This is a genomic window from Stenotrophomonas sp. STEN038 (assembly GCF_056759895.1).
The window spans coordinates 13,695-37,576 of the sequence record NZ_JBRRDW010000013.1; the positions used below are offsets into that span (position 1 = coordinate 13,695).

Genomic DNA, 23,882 nt, shown 5'->3' on the forward strand with positions numbered 1-23,882 from the left:
GCAGGGGCTGCCGGGAAGGCCCTGTAGTGCCGAGCCATGCTCGGCAGGCGCTTTACCGGCTAGGCCTCTGCCGAGCATGGCTCGGCACTACCGCAAGCCCGCCTACAGGGCTTGTTCCGCCGCCGCTGCCGCCTGCCCCCGCAGCTCAGGAATCGCCAGGCTTTCCCACAGGCTGCCGATGCGCAGACTGCCCAGCACCTGTACGCGCGGCTCAACCACGCCATCAGCATCAATCAAGCTGCCGTCCGGCGCTGTATCCAGACCAATCCCATGCGGGCCGGCACGGCCCACGCCACTGCCAAGCAACTGCTGCAGCAGCGGATTGCGCATCGCCTGTGCACGCATCTCCACGCCGGTGGCATTGACCACGCATTGCACTTCCAGCTGCAGCGGCTGACGCCAACGATCCTGTGCGCTCAGGCGCACGCAGGCACCTTCGGCAACGGCGGTTTCCAGGCGACCGCGGTGCAGCTGCAGGCGACCGGCTTGCTGCAGCTCCAGCAGCTGCGCATGCAGCGGTGCAGCGATACGGTGGCGGTGCACGTCCCAGTAACGCACCACGTGGCGCAGAAAACGGCGCTGGTCATCGAACGACAAGGTTTGCCATAGCCGCTGGCCCAGCGGACGGATGCGCTCCATCACGCTCTGCCACGGAATATCACGCGTCGCTGCTTCGGCCGCGTGACATCGCAGCGCATGCATGCGCTGGCGCAGATTCATCGCCAGCAAGGGTTCGGGGTCGTAGTCGGCCGCCGCACCCTTGGCATGCGGCAGCGGCAGCAACGCATGCCGCGACATCACATGGATACGGCCACGATGACCACTGGCCTGCAGCGTCGCCACGCTATCAGCCATGCTCAGGCCGGAACCAATGATCGCCACGTCGGCGTTGTCGGCAATGCTGTCGAGTGCTGCGTAATCCCAGGCCTCTACGCGCTTGCCGTCGGCCAGACTGCTGGCGCCGCGCGCCGGCAACGGCCGCAGCGCATTGCCCACCGCCACGATCACACGCCCAGCCTGCAGCGGCCGGCCCGAATCCAGCGTCAGCAACACGCCATCGTCATTGGGCTGCAGTGCCTGTACCCGCGCAGCCAGAATCTCCAATTGCGCAGGACTGGCGTCCACTGCCTGTTGCAGACGTTGGCGCAGGTAGTCGGCGTAGTGACGGCGCGACACAAACTGCCCGGCCAGCTGTTCCCGCGAAAGCGCCGGAAAGGCCTGCACTTCACACAGGTAGTCGAGGAAATCCTCGGGTTGTTCAGGAAAGCCACTCATCTTGGCGGTCGGCACGTTCAGTACGTGCTCCTCGCGGGTGGTGGCATAGGCCACGCCACGGGCCAGCGGCAGGTTCGGCTCGATCACCAGCAGGCGCAGCGGCTGGCTTGCGCCACGCAGTACACCGATGGCGGCAAGTACGCCGGCGGCGCCACCGCCAATGATGGCCAGATCACACAATGCAGGGGTATCGATAACACTCATCTGCCCGATTGTAGGCGATGCAGTACCCCCGACTGATGCTGCACGGGCATGTATTCATGCTGGCAGGGCGGGAACTTTTTCACAGACTTGAAACACAAAACCCGCCTTTCGGCGGGTTCTGCTTGGAACAGCAGCTCAAACAATCCTGGAGGATTACTTGATCTTGCCTTCCTTGTACATCACGTGCTTGCGAACAACCGGATCGTACTTGAGGAATTCCATCTTCCCCGGGGTGTTCTTCTTGTTCTTGTCGGTCGTATAGAAGTGGCCAGTACCGGCCGAGGAAATCATACGGACCTTATCGCGCTTGCCTGCCATGATCGTTTACTCCTCAGACCTTTTCGCCGCGCGCACGCAGCTCAGCCAGAACGGAATCGATACCGTTCTTGTCGATGGTGCGCAGTGCATGCGCGGAAACACGAAGCTTGATCCAGCGGTTCTCGCTGGCAACCCAGAAACGGCGCTCGTGCAGGTTCGGCAGGAAACGACGACGGGTCTTGTTGTTGGCGTGCGAGACGTTGTTACCCGTCTGCACTCCCTTGCCGGAAACTTGGCATACGCGGGACATTGCGCACCTCGGTAATGTTGATGACTTCCTTAGCCAGGAAGACGGCGGCCCCGGCGGTTACCCGCCACGCGTCATGGGAATCAAAGGGTTACGCTGACGAGGATGACCAGATGACGTGTTCCCGGCCACCGATCCGGAGAATTCCGGACACAGCGAGCCGCGTATTATGCCCAGACCCGACCTTGCTTGCAAATCCAAGCCGATGCGGGTGGCCTTTCGCCCATTCAGGCTGAACGCAGTTCCCGCCATGCTGCCCGCGCCACCTTCCCTGCCGAGCGCAGGAACAGCACCAGCAAGGCCACTGCGATCAGCAGATCCGGCCAGCCGGCGCCGAAGGCCCAGACCGCCAACGCGGCCAGGATTACCGCGCCGCCCTCGTAGACGTCATTCAATGAGCAGGCCCAGGCCGAGGCCAGGTTGATGTCACCTTGCCGGTATGGCCACAGCAGGCGCAGGCAGAACAGATTCGCGGTGAGATTGAGCAGGGCGGCAATGCCCATGCTTTCGAACAGGGGCAGATGTGGATGGGCCAGCTTCCAGACGATGCCGGCGGCGACCGCGATTGCCGCGCACAGGATGAACACCGCCTTGAGCATGGCCACGCGCGCCTTGGCGGCGAGGCTGGCGCCGACTACGGCAAGGCTGAGTGCGTAAGTGAGTGCATCGCCGAGGTTGTCCAGGCTGCCGGACAGCAATGAGGCCGAGCCGCTATGCCAGGCGGCGAGCATCATCATCACGAAGGTGATCAGGTTGATCGCCAGCACCTGGTACAGCACGCGGCGCTGTTGCGCCTGCATGCGTTCGACTTCCAGGGTTCTGCCGCAGCCGCAGCAGTCGCTCATTTGGGTTCCGGGGGGATGGATCTGCTGGATTATCGCGCTGAAATGGCCGGGGTAGTGCCGAGCCATGCTCGGCAGGGGCTTTACCAGCGAAAAGCTGCCCTCACCCCAACCCCCGCTCCGCGCCCCAGCCCTTGCGCTGGCGCAAGGGCGTTCGATGGGCAACGAACCTGCGGTTCGCGAGCTGCCCCTCTCAACCCGTGAACGGGAGAGGGGCGGAAACGGTAGTGCCGAGCCATGCTCGGCAGAGGCCTTACCAACGAAAAGCTTGCCCTCACCCCAACCCCTCTCCCGTAAACGGGAGAGGGGCTTTAAGCGAAGCAGGAGCTTCAAGCCAAAGCAAAAGCCAAAGCCAAAGCCAAAGCAAAAGCAAAAACCTCAAGCCAAGCAGACGCTACTTTCCGTTCCGGTGCAGCCAGCGGTACAGCACTGGCAACACCAGCAAGGTCAGCAACGTGGACGAGACGATGCCACCGATGACGACAGTTGCCAGCGGCCGCTGCACTTCCGAACCCGCGCCTACGTTGAAGGCCATCGGCACGAAGCCCAGCGATGCCACCAAGGCAGTCATCAGCACCGGTCGCAAGCGGCCAAGCGCGCCTTCGCGCACCGCCACATCCAGACTGCGGCCTTGCTCGCGCAGGTGGCGGATGAAGCTGATCATCACCAGGCCGTTGAGCACGGCCACACCGGACAACGCGATGAAGCCGACGCCAGCCGAAATCGACAAGGGAATACCACGCAACGCCAGCGCCAAGACGCCGCCAGTCAGTGCCAGAGGCACACCGCTGAACACGATGCTGGCATCGCGCGCCGAGCCGAAGGCCCAGAACAACAACGCGAAGATCAGCAGCAAGGTCACCGGCACAACAACCGCCAAACGCTGGCTGGCCGAGATCAGCTGCTCGAAGCTGCCGCCGTATTCCACCCAATAACCAGCCGGTACCTTTACCTGCGTGTCGATGGCCTGCTGCAGCTCGCTGACGAAGCCACCGAGATCGCGATCACGCACATTGGCGGTGATCACGATCCGGCGCTTGCCGTTGTCGCGGTTGATCTGGTTCGGCCCTTCGCTGCTTTCGATGCTCGCCAATTCACGCAACGGAACCGTGCGCGCATCGCCACTGCGCCAGCCACCCGCACGGCTGGATTCATCGGCACTGTCCTGTGCCAACGCAGGTTCCAGTGACACCGGCAGATCGGCAAGTGCCGCCGGATCCTGGCGGATGCTTTCCGGCAGGCGCACGACGATATCGAAACGTCGATCACCTTCGAACAACTGCCCGGCCACCCGCCCGCCAACCGCTGTGGATACCGTGGACTGCAGTTGGCCCGGGTTGAGCCCGTAACCCGCCAATGCCGCACGGTTTGGCGTAACCGTCAGCAACGGCAGACCACTGGTCTCCTCCAGGCGCACATCAGCCGCACCTGGAATCTTGTTGGCGACCGCAACAATCCGCTGGCCGACCTGCGCCAGAGTCTCCATATCGTCGCCAAACAGCATCACCGCCACGTCGGCACGCACGCCCGAGATCAACTCGTTCATGCGCATCTGGATCGGCTGGGTGAACTCGTAGTTGTTGCCCGGCAGCTCCTCCACCGCAGCTTCCAGTTCGGCCAGCAGCTGGCTGCGCGGCTTGCGCGGGTCCGGCCACTGCTTGCGTGGCTTCATCATGATGAAGGTATCGGCGACCGAGGGCGGCATCGGGTCCGAGGCGACTTCCGGCGTGCCAATCTTGGAGAACACCTTCTCCACTTCCGGCAGTTGCTGCAGGCGTGCTTCCACCTGCTTCTGCATGTTCACCGATTGCGTGAGGCTGGTGCCGGGGATGCGCATGGCATGCATGGCGACATCGCCTTCATCGAGGTTTGGCACGAACTCGCTGCCCAGCCGCGTTGCCAACAAGCCACAAGCAACCACCAGCACCAAGGCACCGGCAACCACCAAGCGCCCGCGTCGCATCACCCACGCCAGCAACGGCTCGTAGCGTGCGCGCAACCACGCCATCAGCCGGTTCTCCTTCTCCTCCACACGGCCGCCGAGGAACATCGCGATAGCCGCAGGAACGAAGGTCAGCGACAGCAGCATCGCGCCGCTCAGCGCGAGCACCACGGTGATCGCCATCGGGTGGAACATTTTTCCTTCGACGCCGGTCAGCGCGAAGATCGGCAGATAGACCGCGGTGATGATGCCGAGGCCGAACAGGCTGGGCCGGATGACTTCGGCAGTGGCGCTGGCGGTTTCGGCAAAGCGCTCCTCGCGGGTCATCGCCCGGCCCAGCGCGTGCGTGCGTTCGCCGAAGCGACGCAGGCAGTTCTCGATGATGATCACCGCGCCATCAACAATCAGGCCAAAGTCCAACGCTCCAAGGCTCATCAGGTTGGCGGACACACCACCGCGTGCCATACCGGTCAGCGTGAACAGCATCGCCAGCGGAATCACCGCGGCAGTGATCAGCGCCGCACGGAAGTTGCCCAGCAACAGGAACAACACCACGATCACCAACAGCGCGCCTTCCAACAGGTTCTTGGCGACAGTTCCAATGGTGCGATCTACCAGCGCGGTACGGTCATAGCTGGCGGTAACGGTGACGCCTTCGGGCAGGCTGCGCTGCGCCTGTTCCAGCTTGGCCGCAGCGGCCTGCGCCACCTCGCGGCTGTTTGCCCCGACCAGCATCACCACCGTGCCCATCACCACTTCGTGGCCATTCTGGGTGGCGGCACCGCTGCGCAACTCCGGCCCTTCCGCCACGTCTGCTACGTCATGCACGTGGATCGGCACGCCCTCGCGGCGGGCCAGCACGATGTTGCCGATCTCCTCCAGTCCCGCGACTTGCCCCGGCACACGCACCAGGAACTGCTGGCCGTTGCGTTCGATGTAACCGGCACCGATGTTCTGGTTGTTGCCTTCCACTGCCTCGGCCACGTCATCCAGGGTGAACCCCAGCGCACGCAGCTTGGCCGGGTCCGGGGTGATATGGATCTGCCGCTGGTAGCCACCAATCGTGTTGACCTCGGTGACGCCCGGTACATTGCGCAGCTGCGGCCGCACCACCCAGTCCTGCAAGGTGCGCAGGTCGGTGGCGGTGTATGGCGATCCATCGGGCTTGCGCGCCTTGGGATCGGCGTCGATGGTGTACATGAAGATCTCGCCAAGACCGGTGGCGATTGGCCCCAACTGCGGGTCCAGGCCTTCCGGCAACTGCGACTTCACCTGCTGCAGGCGTTCGGCTACCTGTTGGCGGGCGAAGTACAGGTCGGTGCCATCCTTGAACACCACCGTCACCTGCGACAGGCCGTAGCGCGACAAGGAACGTACCTGTTCGAGCTTCGGTAGACCCGCCATCACCGTTTCCACCGGATAGGTGATGCGTTGTTCCGTTTCCAGCGGTGAGTAACCGTCGGCGGCGGTGTTGATCTGCACCTGCACATTGGTGATGTCCGGCGTTGCATCGATGGACAGGCGAGTGAAGCTCCAGCTGCCAATCGCGATCAACGCGAAGGTGAGCACCATCATCATCCAGCGATGGGCGATGGCACTGCGGATGATGCGCTCAAGCATGGCGGCGCCCTCCGCGTTGGGAGGGGCGATGATCAATGTTCATGCGCGGCCCCCGCCTTGCCGATGTCGGCCTTGACCACATAGCTCTGCTCGACCACGACCTGCTCACCGACACGCAGGCCGTCCTTGACCTCGACCTTGCCGGCATCGCGTGCGCCCAGCACCACCGGACGTGCGCTATAGGTATCGCCCTCACGAACGAATACCACCTCGCGGCCTTCCATGGTCTGCAATGCCGACAAAGGCACGACGACCGCGGCCGGCTGCATCGCCACCACGATGCGAGCCTTCACCGCCGCACCGGGCCGCCACAGGCCGTCGTCATTGCGCACGCTGGCGCGGGCCACGGTACTCTGGCTTGCGGTGGCGGTGCCGGGCAGAACGCGTTCCAGTGTGGTGGTCTGGCTGACGCCATCGGTCATACGCGTCACCGTCACCGGTACGCCGGCGGTGATGTGCTGGGTGTCCTTGCCGAAGATATGCAGGTCCACCCACAGTTCGGACAGGTCGCCGATTTCAAACAGCGGCGTGCCCTCGCCCGCCACCGCACCCACCTGTGCCTGCCGCGACAGCACCACGCCGCTGATTGGCGCGCTGACGCTGTAGGTGGTCAGGCTCAGGTTGCTGTCGATGCTGGCCAGGGTCTGGCCGGCACGGACGCGGTCACCCACATTGGCCCGCAACGTGCGTACCGGCCCGGGGAAGCGTGCCATCACCTGGGCAACGCGGCCGTCCACCGGCGTCAACAAGCCCTGCACTTCGTGCTCATCGGCGATGGTGCCGGCCTGCACGGCAGCGCTGCGGATCCCGGCCTGCTCGGCCATGGCGGCCTTGATGGTTGTGCTGTCGGCTTCTGCTTCCTCGCCCTCTTCGTGGGCGTGACCATCTGCGTCATCACCCTTTTCCTCAGCGTGGTCGTGGCCAGCTTCTTCCGCTGCTCCGTCGGAGGCTTCCGCGGCCGGCTTTGCACCGCAACCGGCCAACATCAGACTCATTGCCAGCACGCCGGCAGCTACAACATTCATCGGACGGCTCATCGTGCGTTCTCCACGGCAACGGTTGCATCGGTGGCCAGCATTCCCTGGCCGGTAAGGCGCTGGATTTCTATCAGCGCGGTTTGTGCGGCGATGGCCGCATCCAACTGGCGCTGGCGCGCCTCGATGCGCATGGCCTGCAGCTGCGCCCATTCCATGTAGCTGGCGGCACCGGCGCGCCAGGCGCGTTCGGCGGCACGTTCTGCCTTCTGCAGCTGCGGCAGAACATCGGCCTGCATACGCTGCACTTCCAGGCGCGCGGTGACATAGCGGCCGTGTGCTTCGGCCAGGGTGGCGTAGAGCTGCTGCTGGCGGGCTTGGCGCTGATACGGCAGCAATGCGAGATCAGCCTCGGCCTCGCGGATTTCCGGCGCGGCACGGCGGGCGCTGCCCAGCGGAATACTGAAGCCACCGACCAGTGAAGTCGCATTGTCGGCACGGCTGTTGCGCACGCCCACCTGCCAGTTCCAATCAGGACGGCTACGGGTGCGCACCAGTTGCAGCTGGGCTTCGCGGATGCGCTGCTCGCCGAGCAGTTCGGCCAGTTCGGGGGCGCGCTGCAGATCGTCATTGAGCAAGGCGAAATCGCGCAGTGTCGGCAGTTGCAGCGCATCACCGCTCACCATCTTGAAGTCTGGAGTGCGCGCCCCCCACAACGCGGCCAGCGACAGCCGCGCTGCGCTGGCTTCTTCGATTGCGCGATCGCGATCCAGTTCCGCCTGCGCCAGCATTGCCTGCGCAGTGAACAACACCGACTCCGGCGAAGCGCCGGCCTGCAGGCGCAGGCGCGCGGCATCGACGGCACGGCGACGCTGTTCGATATCGGTGTTGGCGATCTGCAATGCCGACTGCGCTTGCGCTACGGCGAGATACCGACGCGCGGTCTCTGCCAGCAGATCGAGTCTGGCGGTGGCACGTTGCGGCGCCAAGGCATCAATATTGGCCTGGGCCAGCATGCGGCGGGCGTCGAGCTTGTCGCCGCGCTCCAGTACGCCGGACAGGCTGACCGTGGCTTCGGCGCCCTGCACGCCGCGGGTATCACCGCTGCCGAGCAGGTTTTCCAGCTCCACGCCCAACTGCATCGGCGGGTGCAGCAGCGCGGCGTCGCGGCGGGCTTCAAGTACGGGGCGCTGCGCATCGATCAGACGCAGTTCGGGGTGATCAAGGGCAACGCGGACGATGGCATCGTCCAGCGTCAACGGCACAGCAGACGCCGGCACCTGCGCATACGCGCGCGGCACCAGCGCAAAGGCGACAACAGCCGCCAAGCGCATCCACATGGGTTTCTCCAGATAGCAGGTTCAGACGTGGGGGCCGGCCAGAGGGCCGGAACGTCAGACAGCTATCGGGGGGCGGAACAGACTCTCGGTCGGGTGCGTGACCCGTTGCGTGCCAAGTATGGCGACGGCCTGCTGTGCAGGCGGCGATGCCACGATCCAGGCCGGGGTAACGGTGGGCAGTACGCCGCCGTGACCGTGGCAGTCCACGCAATGCACCAGCGCGTGCAGCAATGCATTGGCGCTGTCCTCGGCATCCGGGGCCATGGCCAGCTTGCTGTCGTCGTGCTCGTGCACGTCGGCACCGATGTCGGTATGCGCCAGCATGTGGATGTCGGTCAGTGCTGCAGCCAGCGAAGTGCCGAACACGCCAATGCCGACCAGCGCCAGCATCAGCAGGCGTAGCAGGTGGAGGCGGCGGTGGCGCAGGGCGTGCAGCATCGGCGCAGGTTAGCTGGTGCTCGATGGGTTACACAATCGCAGTGTGGTTGCGGTGGTTCAGCTGTGCGCTGTTGCCCCTCCCCTTTGGCGCAGCCAAGGGGGAGGTTGGGAGGGGGTGGCTTTGCTGGTCGCCTGTACGTGCAGCTTCGGGTCACTGCCAAGAGCAGCCCGCGCGCGGCGCGCAAGCAGGCCTTCTTCAACCCCTAGGCAGCGCCAGAGGGAGGGGGCAAAGCACCCTGCGCGCTGCGTAAGGGAGGGAGCACTGGCTCTGGCGCGGTCAGAGCCCTGCTTCGCGATGGAACAAGGTCATCACCCAACGCACGCCACGGCCAAGCAGGCTTTGCCGCTCGCCCGACACCACGATCTGCCCGGCCAGCTCGGTATCCAGGCGCGGCGCGCGATCACAGTTGGCAAAGCGCATGCGGAACACCGGCGTCAGCGGCACCAACGCGCCATGTGCGTCGCGAACGCTCGCTATCGCCCCGCCGTGCAGGCTGGCTGCTGCCACCTCACCCAGTATCGCAACCGGCACACGGTCCAGCGCCTGCACCTGGCAGCGCGCATTGCCAGCCTCCGCCAGATCGGCAACAAACGCCACCACCGCGCCGGGCTGGATACGCGCCATCTCCTGCTCGGGGATATAGGCCTCGCCTTTGACGCCGCTGGCCGCGACGACCCGCAGCAGCGATTCGCCACGGGCGATCCAGGCATCGCCAGCCAAGGCCGGGTTCAGATCGCTGATACGCCCGGCAAAAGGCGCCCGCACCACCAGATTGGCTTTCTGTGCGGCCAAGCCCTGCTGCACCTGACGTGCGGCATCGCGTTGCTTGCCCAGCGCTGGCCCCATCGCCCGCAGCTCTTCATCGAAGGGCTGCTGGCGCACCTGCCAGTCCAGCTGCTCCAGCTCGGCAGTGGCGCGGGCAAGTCGATAGTCCAGGTCCGGTGATTCCAATCGCGCCAGCACCTGTCCAGCCACGACCCGCTCACCGTCATCCACTGACAAGCTCAACAATCTGGCCAGCTCTGGCGCGTGTACTTCCTGTACCTGCGCGTCAGACAGCAGCGCAGGTGCGTGCACACGCGACTGCCAAGGCAACAGCAACACCAGCAGCAGGGCGGACACCAGCAGCAGCGAGCGCTTGGTCACCGCCGACCAGGCCAGCTCACCACGCCGCTGCCACCATTGGCGCAACTCACGCGCTACCGGCAGCAGCACGAACCAACCCAGCTCCACGCACAGCAGCACGATACCCAGCGCCCGGAAGAAGGCGTGGTAGACCAGCAAGGCGATACCCAGGAACAGGAAGAACCGGTACAGCCAGGTGGCATAGGCAAATGCGATCAGGAAGGTGCGCCGAACCGGCGGCTGCGACTCCGGCTCAGGGTCGCCATAAGCAAACAGCTGCTCACGCAGCCACCAACGGCCAAAAGCAAACGAACGCTCGTGCAGGTTGGGCAGGTTCAGCCAATCTGACAACAGGAAGTAGCCATCAAAGCGCATGAACGGGCTGGCATTGATCGCCACGGTCACCAGCCAGGTGCTGGTGGCGAGCATGAACACACCAGAGCGCAGCGCACCCTCCGGCAAGAAATTCCACAACAGCAGCGCCACCGCCGCCAACGCCAGCTCGGCGAGGATGCCGGCCGCGCCGATATGCAGGCGCTGGCGGCGTGAGCGTAGTTTCCAGGCCTCATTGGTATCGGTGTAGAGCACCGGCCACATCACCAGCAAGGCCACGCCCATGGCCGGCACGCGGCAGCCATAACGGTAGGCGGTAAAGGCATGGCCCAGCTCGTGCACGATCTTGCCAACGCTCAGCGCGATGCCAAGGCCCAGCAAACCCTGCCAACTGCCATAGGCCTGGAAGGTATGCAGGAAGCTATCCCATTGCCGTGAAGCCAGATACAGCCCTAGCGTGGCAACGGCAGCGATCAACCACCAGAAGCCACTGCTGTAGACGCCGCGTATCCATGGATACACCGCACGCAGGAACGGCATCGGCCGCACCAGCGGAATCCGTACGAACAGGTAGTTCTTCAACAGCCATTTGCCGGTGGAAAGCTTGTGCCGCAATGCGTTCTGCTGCAGTTGTGCGCTGGCCTGCGCCGAGCCGACTACGACCAGATCATGGCGCACCACGAAATCGACCAGCCCAAGCACGTCGCTGGCTTCGATGTGCAACGTGGTCTGGCTGTTGACCGCTTCCACCACTGCTTCAGCGGTACCCAGCGGCCAGCGCGAAAGAATCTCGAATGCCGCCCAGCCGATCTGGAAGAACCGGTTGTCGGCCGGATCATGCAGCGTCCATGCCGGCGAACCATCACTGGCCGCTGGCGCCGCATGCAAGGCCAGCTCCTCACGCAGGGTCGGCAATGCCGAAGGGGTCTGCTCCAACATCACTTACCAACCCAGCCACTGACGCGCCGCTACCAGCGGACGGCGCAGCACGTAATAGATCAACGGCACCCGTCCGGCATGCAGGCGTGCGCTGCCACTCAAGCCCAACCGCGGCAGCGCCTGCTCGGGCACCAAGCTCGCTTTGACCCGGTAGGCAAGCACGCCTTCCTCGGTGGTCGCCGCACGGTAGGCCACCGACTGCACCGTTGCCTGGTAGGACGAGAACGGTGCGCCCTTGGGGTAGAACACAAGCTTGGAGCCGGGCTGCAAGGTGATCTGGTCGGCAGCGGGCATGAAAGCGGTGATCTCCACGCTTTCCGGATCAGCCAGCATCAGCACTTTCTCGCCCGCGACCACTGCCTTGCCGGTCCATTCGTCGATGTTGTCGAACACCGCCACACCGGCATTTGGTGCCTTGACCTGGATGCGATCCAACATTTCCGTCGCATGCTGCAGCTCCACCTGGTGCTGGCGCAGCTCGCCCAACTTGCGGGTCATCTCCAGGCGACTCTTGTCATCGGTAACCGCCAACTGGGCCGCTTGCCGGTACTGCTCCTGCGCCGCTTCCACCGCCTTGCTGGCGCCTGCGTACTGCCCGCGCAAAGTGGTGGTGTCCAGCGAGAACAGTGGCGCGCCAGCCTCCACCGCTTGATTTGGGCGCACGTCAAGTCGGTCGACGATGCCGTCCAACGGTGCTCGCATCACCGACGGGCGCACGGCGGTCACTTCGGCCGGAGCCAAGGTCGACAGGCGGATCGGAAACACCGCTACCACCAGCAACGCCAGCGCTACGCGCCAGCGTGTCCGCCGTGGCTGCAGCCACTGCCGCAACCAGGCCAACGGACGCCGTGCCGGCCGCTGCGCGTAAAGGGCGTGGCCATAGACAGCACCCAGCTCGGTGGCAAGCGCCAGCTCGGCATCCTGCCAGGGTTCATCGCGGGCCAGCAGCAACACCGTCTCGTTGCCCAGCTGCGGATGTTGCAGCGGCACCAGCAAGGCAAATGCAGGCAACCATTCGGTCCACTCCTCGCCCAACATCGCGGACAACTCGTCAGCCTGCAGCCGACGCACCGAAGCCACCGGCAACACCGCGCGGAACACCCGCGCCAGCCACTGTGCAAACGGTGCGCCCGGATCCGGCCGGGCAACGCCCGACAAGGACTGCAGGTGGCCACCGCTGCCATCCACCCATAGCGCAGCCTGCCGATAGTTCAGCAGGCCACGGGTTTCATTGACGGCGACGAAGCCCAACTCCTGCAGCGTGCCAACCTCACGCGCGCGGCGCGAGATCTGCAGCAGGCCCATCAATACCGGTGCAGTACCTTCACTCATCGCGGCTGGGTGAAGCGCGCAACGCCACTCATGCCGGGCAACAACGACGGATTGGCGGCGGTGATGCGGCCACTGACCGTCACTGTCTGGCTGACCGGATCAATCGCCGCGCCCAATCGCGAGATCGTCGCCGGCACATCGAGGTCGAGGTCATCCACATGCACGGTGAACGCCGTGCCGGGCTTGAGCCAACGCAACCAACGCGAAGGAACGATCAACTGTACTTCCAGGTTGCCGGTATCCACGATCTGCAGCAACGGCTTGCCCGGAGTGACGTATTCGGCCGGTGCCGCCGCGCGCTTGGCAACCCGTCCATCGAACGGCGCGGTAATGCGGCAGCCGGCCATGCTGGCACGGCCATAGGTAGCCTCCGCTGCGGTCTCACGCGCCTTGGCCCGCGCCTGCTCAAGCTCTAGCTGGCCCACCGATTGCAGCTCGGCCAAGCGCTCGTTGACCTGCAGCTGCTTGCGCGCGGCCTGCGACGATGCCTCCGCACGCGCCAGCTGCGCAGCCAGCATGCCGCAGTCAAAACCCACCAGCAGCTGGCCACGCCGGAACGAATCGCCCTCCTTTACATCCAGACGATCGATCCGCGCCGAGATCTGGCTGGAGATGACGACTTCATTGCGTGCCACCAACTGGGTGCGGATCTGGCTGGTGCTGGAAGGCGGCAACGATACCGCCTGTGCCATGACCGGCAGCGCCAACAGCGCGGCGCTCATCAACAACGACTTCACGGCTGCACAGCCTCCGCACGACGGGTATCGATCTGCTGCAGCCAATGCTGCTCGGTGGCCTGCAGGGCCTGGCTCAGGGCGGCGACGTCATGGCTGCCGACGCTGTCCGGCAGCGGGTCCAGACCCAGCGAGGCAACCAGCTGGCCGTAAGCGCCCTGCATGGCGGCGTAGCTCTGATACAGGCGCAGCTCCGACATCAGCGCGCCGGTGGAGGCGCGGATCTCGGACAGGCGGCCGTCGGCATTGGCGGCGACCGCGTTGCGGGTGTGGGTGAGGATGCGTTGGCGCACATCATCGGACTGGCGCACCAGATCGTACTGCTGCTGGCGGCCGGCATAGTCCAGCGCGGCCACATGCACCTGGGTCAGCACCGCCATGTTCATGGCCAGGCGCTGTTCGCGGGCAAGGTCGTACTGCGCCTGTGCGCCACGCTTGATCTTGCCGGCATTGACCAGGTTGAGCAGATTCCAGCCTACCTGCAGCCCGGCATCACGCCAGCTGTTGTTGACCAGGAACTGATTGCTGTCGTAATGCGCGCCGGTCTGCAGCTGCAGGCCGGGCAGCAGGCGCAGCATCGCCTTGCGGGTTTCCACCAGACCAATACGCTCCTTGTAGGCAGCTTCGATCAGCTCCGGGCGGTTGCTCAGGGCAACCTCTTCCATGTCTTCGGATTTCAGCCGCAGCTGCGGCACCTGCAGGTCGGTCGGCGCGGCCAACTGGAACTCGGTGCCCGGTGCAATGTTCATCAGCGCGGCCAGCTTGGGCTTGGCCTGCTGCAGCTCATTGCGGATGGCTTCCAGCTGCAGCACCAGGTCCAGCAGTTCGCGCTGGTAATTCAAGGCGTTCAGCGGAGTCTGCAGGCGCTCGTTCTCGATGGCCTTGGAATCTTCGATGGCCTTGCGCGTCTCAGCCAGCAGCGGCTCGATGCGGCTTTCCAAGCGCTGTGCACCGGCGGCCTGCCAGTACGCCATGCGGGTCTGCTGCATCAGCATGTGCACGACCTTGCGGCGACGTTCACGCGCAGCCAGAACCTGATCGGCCTGCTGGCGCGCACCGTAGTAGCTGACGCCGAAATCGAGCACGTTCCATGAGAACGACAGATCACCGCGATGGCTGTCGCGCTCGCTGGAAGTCGATGGAACCAGCGACTGGTTACCTGACACGATGTCCTGCGACGACGACGCCAGCACATTGTCGCGCGAGGCGTAGCCGGCCGATGCGGTGAGCTTGGGCAGCAGGTCGACGCTGGACAGATCCAGCTGCCGCTGCGCCACCGCCTCTTCCATGATCTTGACCCGGTAATCCAGGTTGTACTTCAGGGCGCGCGCCATTGCCTCTTCCAGGGTGACCGGCGCCGCCAGCGGCGCCTGGCCCACGAACAGCGACTGCCGACCCTCGGCAACCAGCGCCTTGCGCTCTTCCTCCGAGAATGGCCTTGGCTTGATCGCACAGCCTGCCAGCAACGCTGTCGTCGCGACCGCTAACAGCAACTTTCCGGAGGCTGTGGATTGATTCACCTTGAATTCCTTTGATTCGTTATGAGAGAGAGTTGGAATGCGGAGGAACAGATTCATTGGCGGCTTTCCACTGCGGTGGTGGCGGCCATGGGTACCGCGGCAAGCTGTTGCATGAGCTGCTGTAGCGACGCATCTCGCTGGTGCTGCGAGAACTGGGCATGCAGGCCCGGCTTGCCAGCAGGTGCAGCCGTATCGGCTGAACCCGCGCGCGCAGAATCCCGCGCATCAGGCGCGCGCTCGAACTGCAGACGCACCACCTTGGACACCGAGCTGCCGTCTTCGAGAATCAAAGTGATACGCACTTCGACGGTGCCAACGAAGCCTCGCGGCGCCTTGCCCTTGAGCACGCCGGTCAGCGGGTCGAATGACAACCACGATGGCAGGCTGCCGCCGTCTGCCAGCTGTGCCTGGGCAGCCACTACCGGATCAACCACCCCGGCAAGCAGGTTGAGCTCGAACGGCTCCTGCGCATGCAGCTTCGGCGGATCCAGATTCAACTGCTCCAGCTTCTGCTGCAGATCGAGCAGGTGCATGCTGGATTCGATTGCGGGACGTTGCTCCTGCGCTTGCGTCCGCATCGTCAGCAGGGTCTGTTCCTGTATGCCGGATACAGCCCCAAGCACCACGTTCTGCGTCGGGCCGAGCACGGGCGCAACCGCGTCGGGCTCGCCGGGGAATTCATAGCTCGGTGGGTCTGGCACGAACAACACCGGTGCGAGCACGGCCACGGGGTTCGGTACGCTGCTCTGGTCAGAGGCCAGCTGGTTGCCCGCCTGATCCACGATGCCGCTGCCTGCCTGCGTCAGCACCAGCGAAAGGTTGCCAACCCCATTTATATCCTTTACCAGCACCCGGTAGGTGCGGCTGTCGACCTGCACCACGGAGCTGATTGTGGCCGTCGCCGAGCCGGTGGCCAGCAGCGCGAAGTCCGCGACATCCACGCCGCTGACAGCCTCACTGAAAGTGATGGTGAAGCCAGACGAGGTCACGTTTGTCGGCCCCGGGTCACGGACGATGGTCACCGTCGGCCGCAGGCTGTCGATGGCGTAGTTGTTGGAGTCAGTGCTGCCAGTGCCGCTGTTTCCTGCTGCGTCCTGCACGCCGCTGTTGTTCAGCGTGACCAGGTTGTTGGTGCTTTCGACGTTGGCCGACGGGGTCAAGGTCGCCGTCCAGGTCTTGCCGCCATCGTTGCTGACCAGGTTGGACAGCACGCCGTTGGCGACGTTCAGATCCGACAGATCGAAACCGCTGACCGCTTCATTGAAGGTGATGGTGACCGTAGTCGTCTCACCGGCCTGCAAATTGCTGTCGGCCACCACGATGCTGGCGGTCGGCCGCAGGCTGTCGATGGCGTAGTTGTTGGAGGCAGTGCTGCCCGCGCCGCTGTTTCCTGCCGCGTCCTGCACGCCGCTGTTGTTGAGCGTGATCAGGTTGTTGGTGCTTTCGACGTTGGCCGAAGGCGTCAAGGTCGCCGTCCAGGTCTTGCCGCCATCGTTGCTGACCAGGTTGGACAGCACGCCGTTGGCGACGTTCAGATCCGACAGATCAAAACCGCTGACTGCTTCACTGAAAGTGATGGTGACCGTGGTGGTCTCGCCGGCCTGCAGATTGCTGTCCGTCACCACGATGCTGGCGGTCGGCCGCAGGCTATCGATGGCGTAGTTGTTGGAGGCAGTGCTGCCGGTGCCGTTGTTGCCTGCCGCGTCCTGCACGCCGCTGTTGTTCAGCGTGACCAGGTTATTGGTGCTTTCGACGTTGGCCGACGGGGTCAAGGTCGCCGTCCAGGTCTTGCCGCCGTCGCTGCTGACCAGGTTGGACAGCACGCCGTTGGCCGCACTCAGATCCGACAGATCGAAACCGCTGACCGCTTCATTGAAGGTAATGGTGATGGTGGTGGTTTCACCAGCCTGCAGCGCGGTGTCGGCCACCACGATGCTGGCGGTCGGCCTCAGGCTGTCGACGGCGTAGTTGTTGGAGGCAGTGCTACCCGTGCCGGTGTTTCCTGCTGCGTCCTGCACGCCGGTGTTGTCCAGCGCAATCAGGTTGCTGGTGCTCTCGACATTGGTCGTCGGAGTCAGGGTAGCGGTCCAGGTAATCCCACCATCGCTGCTGCTCAGACCACTCAAGCTGCCGTTGGCGACGGTGAAATCGCTGGCATCCAGACCACTCACCGCCTCACTGAAGGTGATGGTGACCGTAGTCGTTTCACCGGCCTGCAGATTGCTGTCGGCCACCACGATGCTGGCGGTCGGCCGCAAGCTGTCGATGGCGTAGTTGTTGGAAGCAATCGTGCCCGTGCCGATGTTGCCGGCTGCGTCCTGCACGCCACTGTTGTCCAGCGTGATCAGGTTCGTCGTGCTTTCCACGTTGACCGACGGGGTCAAGGTTGCCGTCCAGGTCTTGCCGCCGTCGCTGCTGACCAGGTTGGACAACACGCCATTGGCCACGCTCAGGTCGGACAGGTCGAAACCATTGACCGCTTCATTGAAGGTGATGGTCACTGTGGTGGTTTCGCCGGCCTGCAGATTGCTGTCGGTCACCACGATGCTGGCCGTCGGCCGCAAGCTGTCAATGGCGTAATTATTGGAAGTGGTGTTACCCACGCCGCTGTTGCCGGCCGCGTCCTGCACGCCGCTGTTGTTCAGCGTGATCAGGTTGCTGGTGCTTTCCACGTTGACCGACGGGGTCAAGGTCGCTGTCCAGGTCTTGCCGCCGTCGCTGCTGACCAAGCCAGATAGCACACCATTGACCACGCTGAGGTCGGACAGGTCGAAGCCGCTGACCGCCTCACTGAAGGTGATGGTGACCGTAGTCGTCTCACCGGCCTGCAGATTGCTGTCGGCCACCACGATGCTGGCGGTCGGCCGCAAGCTGTCGATGGCGTAGTTGTTGGAAGCAGCCGCGCCCGTACCGGCGTTGCCAGCAATATCTTCCACGTCCGCATTGTTCAGTGTGATCAGGTTGCTGGTGCTTTCCACATTGACCGACGGGGTCAAGGTGGCTGTCCACGTCTTGCCGCCGTCGCTGCTGACCAGGTTGGACAGCACGCCATTGGACACGCTCAGATCCGATAGATCGAAACCGCTGACCGCTTCACTGAAGGTGATGGTGACCGTGGTGGTCTCACCAGCCTGCAGATTGGTGTCGGCCACCACGATGCTGGACGTCGGCCGCACCGTGTCAATCACATAGTTGTCTGAGCTGCTGGAGGTAGCACCGATGTTGCCCGCCAGATCCTCCACTAGGGCGGTGTCCAGCGTGATCCTGTTGCTGGCACTCTGCACATTGGCCGAAGGGGTCAAGGTTGCCGTCCAGGTCCTGCCACCATCGTTGGTTACCAAATCGCTCAGAACACCATTGCTGACGACAAAGTCAGAAATATCCAGGCCTGTCACCACCTCGTTGAAGGTGATCGTGACCACGCCGCTCTGGCCGATGCCGACGACAGGGTCGGTGACGATGGTTGCGGTTGGCCTAGTTGCATCCACGATGTAGTTGTTGGATATCGCGATGCTGGCACCCAGATTACCGGCCAGATCCTGCACCCCGGCGGTGTCGATCACGATCAGGTTGGTCGCACCGTTGACGTTGGCTGTGGGCGTAAGGGTCGCGGTCCAGGTGATGCCGCCATCGCTGCTGGTCAGGTTCGACAGCACGCCGTTGGCGACGCTGATGTCCGACAGATCGAAACCGCTCACCGCTTCGCTGAAGGTGATGGTCACCGTGGTGGTTTCACCGATGCCCAGACGGTTGTCGGCAACGATGATGGTAGCGGTCGGCAGCGCTGTGTCGATGGCAAAGTTGTTGGAATCGGTGGTGCCGACACCACTGTTGCCCGACAGGTTGGCTACCCCGGCGTTGCTCAGGGTGATCAGATTGCTGCTGTCGGTAATGTTGTTGGTCGGGGTGAAGGTCGCGGTCCAGGTGATGCCGCCATCGCTGCTGCTGACGTTGCTCAACGTGCCGTTGGCGATAGTCAGATCGCTGTTGTCGAAACCACTGACCGCTTCGTTGAAGGTGATGGTCACCAGCGAGGTTTCCCCGACCTTCAGCGAGGTGTCGGCAACCACGATGGTGGCGGTCGGCACCTGGGTCTGCACCCGATAATTGGCCGAATTGGTGGTACCGGTGCCGGTATTGCCGGCCAGGTCGGTGATACCGGTGTTGTTCAGGACGATCAGGTTGGTAAGGTCGGTGACACCGATGTCCGGCGTGAAAGTGGCCGTCCAGGTGATGCCGCCATCGATCGACGACACGTTGCTAAGGGTGCCGTTGGCGACGTTCAGGTCGAAGTTGTCGAAGCCGGCCACCGCCTCGCTGAAGGTGATGGTCACCAGCGCGGTTTCGCCGGGACGCAGGTCACTGTCAGTCATGACGATGGTCGCCGTTGGACGCTGGCTATCGAGCACATAGTTGTTCGAATCGGTGGTAGCAGTACCGGCGTTGCCCGCGCTGTCGACAAAGCCGGTGTTGTCCAGTTTGATGATGTTGCTGGTGTTGGTGATGCCTGCCGCCGGGGTGAGGGTCGCGGTCCAGGTGATGCCACCGTCGCTGCTGCTCACCGCACTCAACGTACCGTTGCTGATGATCAGGTCGGCGTTGGTGAAACCGGTTACCGCTTCGCTGAAGGTGATGGTCACCAGACTGGTCTGGCCGATGCCGAGCATTGTGTCAGCCACCACGATGGTGGCAGTCGGGCGCACCGTATCGATCAAATAATTGTTTGAATCGGTAGTGCCACTGCCGGCATTGCCCGACATACTCTGCACGCCAGCGTTGTCAAGCGTGATCAGGTTGGTGGCATTGGTGATGCCGTTGGTCGGCGTAAATGTCGCCGTCCAGGTGATACCGCCATCGCTGCTGTTCACCGCGCTGAGGGTGCCGTTGGAAACGGTCAGGTCGGAGTTGGTGAAACCGGTCACCGCCTGGCTGAAAGTAATGGTCACCAGCGATGTGCCGCCGATGTTCAACATCGGGTTGGAGACTACGATGCTGGCGGTCGGACGGGTGGTGTCGATGCTGTAGCTAGTCGAACTGGTGGTGCCAGTGCCTGCGTTGCCAGCGAGATCGGCAATGCCGGTATCGGCCAGGGTGATGCTGTTGGTCGAGCTTTTGACGTTCGCATCCGGGGTGAGGGTCGCGGTCCAGGTGATACCGCCGTCGCTGCTGCTCAGGGAGCTCAGGCTGCCATGGCTGGCGGACAGGTCGTTCAGGGTGAAGCCGGTCACCGCTTCGTTGAAGGTGATGGTCACCAGCGAGGTCTCACCGGCGGTCAGTACCGGGTCGGAGACGACGATGGTCGCGGTCGGCCGCTGGGTGTCGATGACGAAATTGTTCGAAGTGGTGTTGCCCGTACCGGTGTTACCTGCCGCATCGACAAACCGGCTATTGTCCAGAGTGATCACATTGGTGGTGTTGGTGATGCCTGCCGTCGGGGTAAAGGTCGCTGTCCAGGTCAAGCCGCCATCGGCGCTGCTCAGCCCGGTCAACGTGCCATTGATAATGTTCAAACCCGCACTGGTGAAGCCCGGCACAGGTTCGCTGAAGGTGATGGTCACCAGCGAAGTTTCACCGATGCGCAAGCTCGAGCTGGACACCACGATGGTCGCGGTCGGACGCTGCGTGTCGATGGCGTAATTGTTCGAATCGGTGGTCCCGCTACCGATATTGCCAGCCGCGTCCATCACTCCGGTATTGTCCAGGGTGATGATGTTGGTGGTATCAGTGATGTTGCTGTTCGGTGTGAAGGTTGCCGTCCAGGTCTTGCCGCCATCGCTGCTGCTCACTGCGCTGAGTGTGCCGTTGGCGATGGTCAGGGCATTGTTGGTGAAACCGATCACCGCCTCGTTGAAGCTGATGGTCACCAGCGAGGTTTCGCCAATCCGCAGGCTGTTGTCAGCCACCACGATGCTCGCCGTCGGGCGCTCGGTATCGATGGCGAAGTTGTTGGATTTGGTGGTGCCGCTGCCGTCGTTGCCCGCCAGGTCAGCGATGCCGCTGTTGCTCAACGTTATCAGGTTGGTGGTGCTGGTGATGTTGCTGTTCGGGGTAAAGGTCGCCGTCCAGGTGATGCCGCCGTCGCTGCTGCTCACTGCGCTGAGGGTGCCGTTGGCGATGGTCAGGTCATTGTTGGTGAAACCGGTCACCGCTTCGCTGAAGGTAAAGGTCACCAGCGAGGTTTCGCCGGCCCGCAGGCTATTGTCGGCCACCACGATGCTCGCGGTAGGGCGCACGTTATCGATCGAATAATTGTTCGAATCGGTGGTGCCGGTGCCGGTGTTGCCCGCAATGTCGGCGACGCCGCTGTTGCTGAGGGTGATCAGGTTGGTGCTGTCGGTGATGTTGCTGGTCGGGGTGAAGGTCGCCGTCCAGTTGACGCCGCCGTCGACACTGACGAGAGTGCTCATGGTGCCGTTGGTAAACGTCAGGTCATCGTTGGTGAGGCCGGTCACGGCTTCACTGAAGGTGATGGTCACCAGGGAGGTATCACCGATCTTCAGGTCAGTATCGGACATCGCGATCGTCGCGGTCGGTCGCTGGGTATCGATTGAGTAGTTGCCGGAGCGGGTTGTGCCGGTACCGGCAACGCCGTCCGCAATTGCCGTCACACCCGAGTTGTCGAGGGTGATGACATTGGTGGTGTCGGTGATGCCATTGGTGGGCGTGAAGGTGGCCGTCCAGAGCCGTCCACCGTCGGTGCTGGACACGTTCGTCAATGTGCCATTGGCAATCGACAGGTCGGCGTTGCTGAAACCGGTAACCGCCTTGCTGAAGGTGAAGGTCACCTGCGAGGTGTCGCCGACTTTCAGTGCCGTTTTCGACATCGTGATGAACGCTGTCGGAGCCTCTACGTAAGCGGTGTTGAGCATTCCGCCGTTGTTGAAGATCGCAGCAAATGGCGTGGGCGCCACCCCCGGCGCGCCGCCGCTCAGTTCTGCACCGCCAGCGCCGCTGTCGGCCGCGTTGCCGGTCATCGCGCTGAAATTGGACGCGGTGATCAAGACGGTACCGCCCTGGTTCCAGATCGCGCCGACGCCCCGTCCGCCGTCACCGCCATTGAAGTTATTGCTGCCCAGACCACTGCCGCCGCCACCACCGCCACCGGCGCCGATGTTGTTGGCGATGACCGACGTGCCGACGATTTTCAGGGTGCCAGTCAAGGTGTTGTAAATGCCGCCAGCGGCATTGCCACCTGCGCCACCGACGTTGTCCCAGCCGGAGCCGCCACCGCCGCCGCCAATGGAAATCATGCCGTTGTTCGCGGTGCCGCCAATGCCGCCGTTGCTGTAACCAGACAAGCCGACACCACCGGCACCGCCGAAGGTGGAGCCGCCTCTACCGCCCATGGCGTCCCAACCGCCACCATTGCCCCCTCTACCACCGCTGCCAGGCTGCCCGGCGTATGCGTCGATTCCTGATCCAGTAGCGCCACCATTGCCACCACCTTGCCCGCCGAGACCACCACCGCCGCCGCCTGCGCCGCCGTAAGACGCATATTGAGCGCCTACGACACCGCCACCACCGCCGCCACCGGCCGCTGCGTTGCCGGTAACCGTGACGTTGTTCAAGGTCAGGATGCCGGCGTTGAAGATCCCCCCGCCCATGGCGCCGCTTGCGCCGTACCCGCCATTGCCGCCGCTGCCCGAGACCAGGCCCCTGGTAATCACCAGGCCGTCGAGGGTCACTGTTTTGCCGCTGCTGATTTCGATCACACGGGTGCGGTACTGGCCGTCGAGAGTCACGTCGGCCACGCCGTCATCGTTCAGATCGCCATCGATGGTGATGTTCTTGTTGATCAGCAGCTGGGCGGTGAGCTGCACCGTCATGCCGGAGTTGAAGGTCACAATGTCGCCGTCCTGTGCCGAGGCGATGGCCGCGCGCAACGAACCGACCCCGGTGTTGGCGCTGTTGGTGGCGGTCCACGTCGCCAGTCCCCAGTCATAGGCCGCAGTGGACTGGGCGGACAACACGCTGGCACTTTCGATGCTGCCAACGGCGATTTCCAGATCCCAGTCACCCCCAGCGCCGGTACGGTCGTCGGATGCGGCGATGTCACGACCGGTCAACTGTGCCAGCCCGTTGACGAAGGCCAGGCCGCGCTCGCCCTGGGCGGTGTAGCAGCCGTAGATCAGGATGTCACCACCCGCCGCCACGCCGCTGCCGATATCGGCCAGCGCTTCGCCATGCGCTGCCAGATTGTCGGCCGACAGATACGTGGTACCCAGCCACAGGTCGCCGGCATTGCCATGGGCGATGATCTGCACACTGTTGGCACCAGGATGCTGGGTGAGGTAGTCCGCCATCTGCTGCAGGCCATCCTTGCCAGCCTGCAGATAGACCACCTGGGTGTCGGCGGCCACGCCTGCCAGCAGGCTGGCGGCATCGGTCACGCGGGAATCGATGAACAGCACGTTGCCGCCACTGGCAGCAGGAGCACTGTCGGCAACAACACGGGCGCTGATATCGACCGCGGCCGGCGCTTCGCGCGGCACATCGAAATGCGGGGTGACCGCATGGCCGGTATCAACGACAGCATCCGCTACCGTCGCCACGACGGCGGCATCGAACATGATGCGTGCTTCCAGCGCCATGATCAGCGACGGTGGTGGCGTGGCGGCACCTGTGGCGGTGACGACCTTGCTGGTTGCGACCTTGGCCTTGCGCTGCTTGCTCCACCACATACCGCTCTCCTGGCCTG

General features: G+C 63.8%; 13 protein-coding genes. All 13 read right to left on the reverse strand.

The window, feature by feature from the left end; translation table 11 throughout:
• Positions 1-102 precede the first annotated feature (102 nt).
• The gene (locus tag ACVOLS_RS07505; RefSeq protein WP_481545096.1) at positions 103-1,479 is read right to left on the reverse strand and encodes an FAD/NAD(P)-binding protein; all 1,377 of its coding nucleotides are present in this window, start codon (positions 1,477-1,479) and stop codon (positions 103-105) included.
• A 153-nt stretch (positions 1,480-1,632) separates the two neighbouring features.
• Positions 1,633-1,800 (reverse strand): 50S ribosomal protein L33, encoded by a 168-nt coding sequence (rpmG, locus tag ACVOLS_RS07510; RefSeq protein WP_172675037.1) that lies wholly within the window; start codon positions 1,798-1,800, stop codon positions 1,633-1,635.
• Between the two features lie 10 nt (positions 1,801-1,810).
• A complete protein-coding gene (rpmB, locus tag ACVOLS_RS07515) occupies positions 1,811-2,047 on the reverse strand; it encodes a 50S ribosomal protein L28 (RefSeq protein WP_431595526.1) in 237 nt (78 codons plus the stop codon).
• 224 nt (positions 2,048-2,271) lie between these two features.
• Positions 2,272-2,889, reverse strand: coding sequence for a cation efflux transmembrane domain-containing protein (locus tag ACVOLS_RS07520; protein ID WP_481545097.1), 618 nt, complete (start codon positions 2,887-2,889; stop codon positions 2,272-2,274).
• 391 nt (positions 2,890-3,280) lie between these two features.
• Positions 3,281-6,448: an efflux RND transporter permease subunit gene (locus ACVOLS_RS07525; RefSeq protein WP_481545098.1), complete on the reverse strand. Its 3,168-nt coding sequence runs from the start codon at positions 6,446-6,448 to the stop codon at positions 3,281-3,283.
• A 32-nt stretch (positions 6,449-6,480) separates the two neighbouring features.
• A complete protein-coding gene (locus ACVOLS_RS07530; protein WP_481545099.1) occupies positions 6,481-7,485 on the reverse strand; it encodes an efflux RND transporter periplasmic adaptor subunit in 1,005 nt (334 codons plus the stop codon).
• Positions 7,482-8,762 carry a TolC family protein gene (locus tag ACVOLS_RS07535; RefSeq protein WP_481545100.1) on the reverse strand — a complete coding sequence of 427 codons (1,281 nt, stop codon included), beginning with the start codon at positions 8,760-8,762 and terminating at the stop codon, positions 7,482-7,484. The genes ACVOLS_RS07530 and ACVOLS_RS07535 overlap by 4 nt, the downstream gene beginning before the upstream one ends.
• Before the next feature lie 54 nt (positions 8,763-8,816).
• Positions 8,817-9,200 (reverse strand): hypothetical protein, encoded by a 384-nt coding sequence (locus ACVOLS_RS07540; protein WP_481545101.1) that lies wholly within the window; start codon positions 9,198-9,200, stop codon positions 8,817-8,819.
• A gap of 277 nt (positions 9,201-9,477) precedes the next feature.
• Positions 9,478-11,598 carry an efflux RND transporter periplasmic adaptor subunit gene (locus ACVOLS_RS07545; RefSeq protein ID WP_481545102.1) on the reverse strand — a complete coding sequence of 707 codons (2,121 nt, stop codon included), beginning with the start codon at positions 11,596-11,598 and terminating at the stop codon, positions 9,478-9,480.
• Positions 11,599-11,601: 3 nt separating this feature from the next.
• The gene (locus ACVOLS_RS07550) at positions 11,602-12,930 is read right to left on the reverse strand and encodes an efflux RND transporter periplasmic adaptor subunit (RefSeq protein ID WP_481545103.1); all 1,329 of its coding nucleotides are present in this window, start codon (positions 12,928-12,930) and stop codon (positions 11,602-11,604) included.
• Positions 12,927-13,667, reverse strand: coding sequence for an efflux RND transporter periplasmic adaptor subunit (locus ACVOLS_RS07555; RefSeq protein ID WP_481545104.1), 741 nt, complete (start codon positions 13,665-13,667; stop codon positions 12,927-12,929). The genes ACVOLS_RS07550 and ACVOLS_RS07555 overlap by 4 nt, the downstream gene beginning before the upstream one ends.
• Positions 13,664-15,184: a TolC family protein gene (locus tag ACVOLS_RS07560; protein WP_481545105.1), complete on the reverse strand. Its 1,521-nt coding sequence runs from the start codon at positions 15,182-15,184 to the stop codon at positions 13,664-13,666. Before ACVOLS_RS07560 ends, ACVOLS_RS07555 begins: the two co-directional genes overlap by 4 nt.
• A gap of 53 nt (positions 15,185-15,237) precedes the next feature.
• Complete coding sequence (locus ACVOLS_RS07565) at positions 15,238-23,865, reverse strand: Ig-like domain-containing protein (protein WP_481545106.1); 8,628 nt, start codon at positions 23,863-23,865, stop codon at positions 15,238-15,240.
• Positions 23,866-23,882 lie beyond the last annotated feature (17 nt).